Source organism: Armatimonadota bacterium (assembly GCA_020354555.1).
Lineage (GTDB): Bacteria > Armatimonadota > Hebobacteria.
On sequence record CP070648.1, the window covers coordinates 3,242,014 to 3,246,247 of the forward strand.

The 4,234-nt window shown below is 66.6% G+C and carries 4 protein-coding genes and 1 pseudogene; 1 reads left to right on the top strand and 4 read right to left on the bottom strand.

Annotation, left to right across the window (positions count from 1 at the left end; all coding sequences use genetic code 11):
• Positions 1-46: 46 nt before the first annotated feature.
• A pseudogene (locus JSV65_13270) lies at positions 47-604 on the top strand (flavodoxin family protein).
• A 15-nt stretch (positions 605-619) separates the two neighbouring features.
• Here JSV65_13270 and JSV65_13275 read toward each other — a convergent pair.
• The 4 genes from JSV65_13275 to JSV65_13290 form a co-directional block, all read right to left on the bottom strand.
• A complete protein-coding gene (locus JSV65_13275) occupies positions 620-1,618 on the bottom strand; it encodes a Gfo/Idh/MocA family oxidoreductase (protein ID UCH33527.1) in 999 nt (332 codons plus the stop codon).
• A gap of 162 nt (positions 1,619-1,780) precedes the next feature.
• Positions 1,781-2,701 carry a hypothetical protein gene (locus tag JSV65_13280; protein UCH33528.1) on the bottom strand — a complete coding sequence of 307 codons (921 nt, stop codon included), beginning with the start codon at positions 2,699-2,701 and terminating at the stop codon, positions 1,781-1,783.
• A 125-nt stretch (positions 2,702-2,826) separates the two neighbouring features.
• Positions 2,827-3,342, bottom strand: a complete 516-nt coding sequence (locus tag JSV65_13285; GenBank protein ID UCH33529.1) for a DUF1854 domain-containing protein — start codon at positions 3,340-3,342, stop codon at positions 2,827-2,829.
• The coding region (locus JSV65_13290) for an ATP-binding cassette domain-containing protein (protein UCH33530.1) at positions 3,339-4,234 on the bottom strand (896 nt) is incomplete at its 5' end. The genes JSV65_13285 and JSV65_13290, both read right to left, overlap by 4 nt.

Genomic DNA, 4,234 nt, shown 5'->3' on the forward strand with positions numbered 1-4,234 from the left:
CAAGACGGTGAAAGTAGAGTTCTGAGAGTGAGGCAGGAGGCCGAAGATGAAGGTCATCGCGATCCAGACGTCACCCAATGAAGACGGCCTGACCGCAACGATGGCGCAGATGGCGCTCGACGGGGCAAGAGCCGCCGGCGCGGAGACGGAGTTGATTCACCTCTGCGGTGCGAGCATCGAGGCGTGCCGGCAGTGCGAGAACGGGTGGGGGCTGTGCCGAGGCGAAGGGCGCTGTGTCATCGAGGACGACTTCGAGGACATACGTCAGCACATCGGGGAGGCGGGCGCGGTCGTTATTAGCACGCCGGTGTACTTCGGCGACCTGAGCGAGGTGGCGAAGTGCTTTTTCGACCGGCTGCGCAGGTGCGAGCGCAACGCTGAGGAGTCCGACCTCAAGGGTACGCCCGTGCTGTCAATCGCCGCAGCGGGAGGGGGCGGGGGAGGCGGTCCGACGACGCTGGTGAACCTGGAGCGCTACTACGCGGTCATCGGCTGGCCGGTGTTCGACGGCATGATCGTGACGCGGCGCAGCCGCGAATACATGCTCGTCGCCGCGCGGGCGGCCGGCGAGAAAATGGTCAAGCATATCGAGCAGAACGCGTGAGCCCCTGGCTTCCCGTCAAACGGTCACGTGCGTTCGACCTTCATCCGCCGCCTGTTGGACGAGCAGGGCCTGCCTCGATGATTCGAGCGATTCCTCGGTGGTGAGAACCGGGGCGGCGGAACTCCGCCCGGCGATCTCCGCCACGAATTCGGCGATGGGGGTCGCCGCGCTGTCGGGCGTCGCCTCGATTCTCTGCTGCGGTTCGTCGGGAAGCTGCAGTGCTATGCCCGCGCCCCCGTGCAACCGCAGACGCCCCGTCGCCCCCCAGATGTCGAACACCCATGGCGCCGCATGGCCGGCCACCGCTTTGTAGCAGCAGTCGAGGACGACCCCGGCATCGTTGCCGAGCCTGAGCAGGGCCTGGGACGCGTCCTGGAAAAACGGGACCTCAGGCAAGCCCGCGTTCCACGCCCGCGCGGCCACGATTTCGACGATGGGCTGGCCCGTCAACCACCCCGTTGCGTCCACCGCGTGAATCATGAGGTCGTTGATGATCCCGCCGTGCTGCCCCGGCGCGAAGTACCAATCAGGCCGCCCGGCGCGGTACGCGAGCCGGTGCGGGCCGGCGGCGTAAACGCTCACCACTTCACCGATCTGCCCGGCGAGGATCAGGCGGCGCGCGGTCTGCCACGCCGGCTCGTAGCGCAGTGACAGCCAGACGAATACCGCGAGACCGTGCGCCCGCGCGAGGTCACGTATCCGGCCGCACTCGTCCAGACGCGTACACAGCGGCTTGTCTGAGATGACATGCTTGCCGGCTTCCAACGCCCGGATAACCTGGCGGCCGCGCTTGGCGTACACATCACCGACCGCGAGGATGTCGAAATCCACGCCGCGGATGACGCTGTCGAAGTCGGGGTGCGTAACCGCGACGTCGGCGCGGCTCAGATAATCAGCGCACGCCTGCGGATCCTCCTCCGCGACGGCGACGATCTCCAGGTCAGGGTGCTCTCGGATGAGCCGCGTCATGCCGACGACATGCCCGTGCCTGAACCCGGAGATAGCGACCTTCATCTTCCGCTCCCGTTCGTGCTTACGCGTTTGCTTCTTCTGCGCGCCGCGGCCGGATGCCTTGGGCGATGTCCATGAATCCACAGCCGCGCGGGCGCGCGATGTCGGGATGACGCACGCAGCGCGGGAGCGCGACGAGGTCGGGAGGCGTGAGGTGTACGCACGTCAGAATCGGATGGTGAGGTCGGTTTCGGCCATGCGGTCTTCGAACCGCGCGCCCCGTCCGCTGTAGTCGGCGTAGTCGATGAGATGGTACTTGAGCGCGACCGAAGTGCTGGGCGACAGGCGGTATCCCAGGCCGAGGGTGCGCAGTGAAGCCGCGTCGAGAGCCGAGAAGTCGCCGCCCTCGCGCAGCATTGACTCATAGGCGAGATTGAGGGTGAGGTTATCCGTAATCCCGTACTCGAATGTGCCGCGCAAGCGGCGCAGTGAGATATCGGTGGATGCCACGCGTTCGGGCGCGGCCAGATCCGACTCGGCGCGACCCGTCGGCAGACGCGACCGGGCAAGGCCGGTGATCGGCGCGTCGGGCAGTCCGCCCAAGGGCAGGTGGGGCAGCGCGGCGGCTTCGCCTTCCGTTTCCCGATAGACGACACCGAGACGGGCGCGTGTGGTTGTGTAGCTGATGCCTGCGGCGCCGGGCACCTCGGTGCTGTTCGCACGCGAGCCGTAGTCACCGTTCCCAAGCGAGCGCGCGGCCGCGATGGCAGGCGAGGCGTCCACCTCGAGCACGGACAGGACGTCGCCGAACTCCTGGAGCAACCGGGCGAGCACTGTGGCGACCCGCGTCCGCTCACTGGCCGGCATGAGGCGCACGTCGTCGAGCGCGGCGCCCACGCGGCCGTCGCGAGCCAGCCTCTCCAGCGCGGCCATGGGGCGCAGCAGGCTGAGGGTGAAGTCATAGCGCGTCAGAGGCGTCGCCCCCGCGAAATCGTCGGGCAGGCGAGCGTCAATGATCCCGCACTCCGCCAAATAGCGGCAGTCGCCGTACGCCGGATCGCCTTGCGGCACCGGGTCGAACGGCGAGCCAAACGCGGGAAACGCCCCCAACAGCGAAAGCAGCAGCACAGCCAGGCAAGCGCGCAATCCTGGCTTCCTCCGTAGCTCGGATTATACCACGCCCCCGCCGGCCGCGCAAGCCTATGTAAGGGGTAGTTTCATGGGGAGGCAGCCAAGCGACCGCTTCACACGCCCGCCGGCGCCAGGAGCCGTCAGATGTGCAGTTCGGCCAGGATCCTGCTGCGCGCGTCGAGCTTGCTCAGGTCGCGGATCTCGTAGCGGTTGCCGTCGGCGTCTTTGATGAGTATGCGTGACGCCCCGAGCCACCACACGCTCTCCGAGCGCGACCGCAGTTCGAACACGCGAGGGCCGCGGTCGGTGATGACGTGCCAGGTGGCGACGCCGTAGCGGTCGCGGATGCGCTGGACGGACTGGATGCGCGACAGGAAGTAGGAGCGGTCGAGTGTGGCGCGCACCACCTCCGCAGACTCGGGATCGAGGTGCTTGATATTCTCGATGATTCCCAACTCCTCGCCGTCGCGGTCGTACAGCACCACGAAGCGCCGGCGGCGCGTCACCGGCATCGCCTCGACTAGACGCGCCTGGTGCACGGTCGTGCCGTCCGGGAGTTGCACCTTGACACCGCCGTGGCGATCAAAGCGTACGAGCGTCGCCTTCGGGTCGATCATCACAGTGGGCTTCGACGCAGCTGACGTCGGATGCTTCATGTCGTCTCGACCTCCGTCATCAGTGATTGCGTCTCAACCAGCCGGGCGTATACGCCGCCCATGGCGAGCAGTTCCTCGTGGCTGCCGATCTCCGCGACGCGCCCCTCCTCCAGCACCGCCAGACGGTCCGCATGCTTGAGCGTGGATAAGCGGTGCGCGATCGCGAACGTCGTACGGCCCTCGACCAGGCGCATAATCGCCTGCTGGATCAGCCTCTCGGTCTCCGTGTCCACCGACGACGTCGCCTCGTCGAGGATCAAGATGCGTGGATTGTGCAGAATCGCGCGCGCGATGGAGATGCGCTGCTTCTCGCCGCCCGACAGCCTGATGCCGCGCTCACCCACGTGCGTGTCGTAGCGATCCGGGAAATTCATGATGAACTCGTGTGCGTTCGCAGCCTTGGCCGCCTCGACGATCTCCAGTTCGGAGACATTCCGCTTGCTGTACGCGATGTTGTCGGCAATGGTGCCGTGGAACAGGAACGGCTCCTGCAGCACCATGCCGATATGCTCACGCCAGGAGCGAAGGTCAAGGTCGCGCAGATCCTCGCCGTCCATCCGGATCACGCCCCGGTTGGGGTCGTAGAACCGGCAGATCAGGTTGACGAGCGTCGTCTTCCCGACGCCGCTGCGACCGACAAGACCGATCATTTCGCCCGCTTGCACGTCGAGGCAGATATCGCGCAGCACCGGCTCGTCCTGCTCGTAACCGAAGAAGACATGGTCGAACTCGATCCGCCCATGCACCTCGGTGACCGGATGCGGATGGTGTTCGGGCGGTGTCAGCTCGGTCTCGCCCGGCGTATCGAGGATCTCGAACACGCGCTCCGCAGCCGTCGCCGCGCGCTGGAAGCGCTCGTTGAGATTGGCCAAGGTGGTCACCGGCCCGTAGA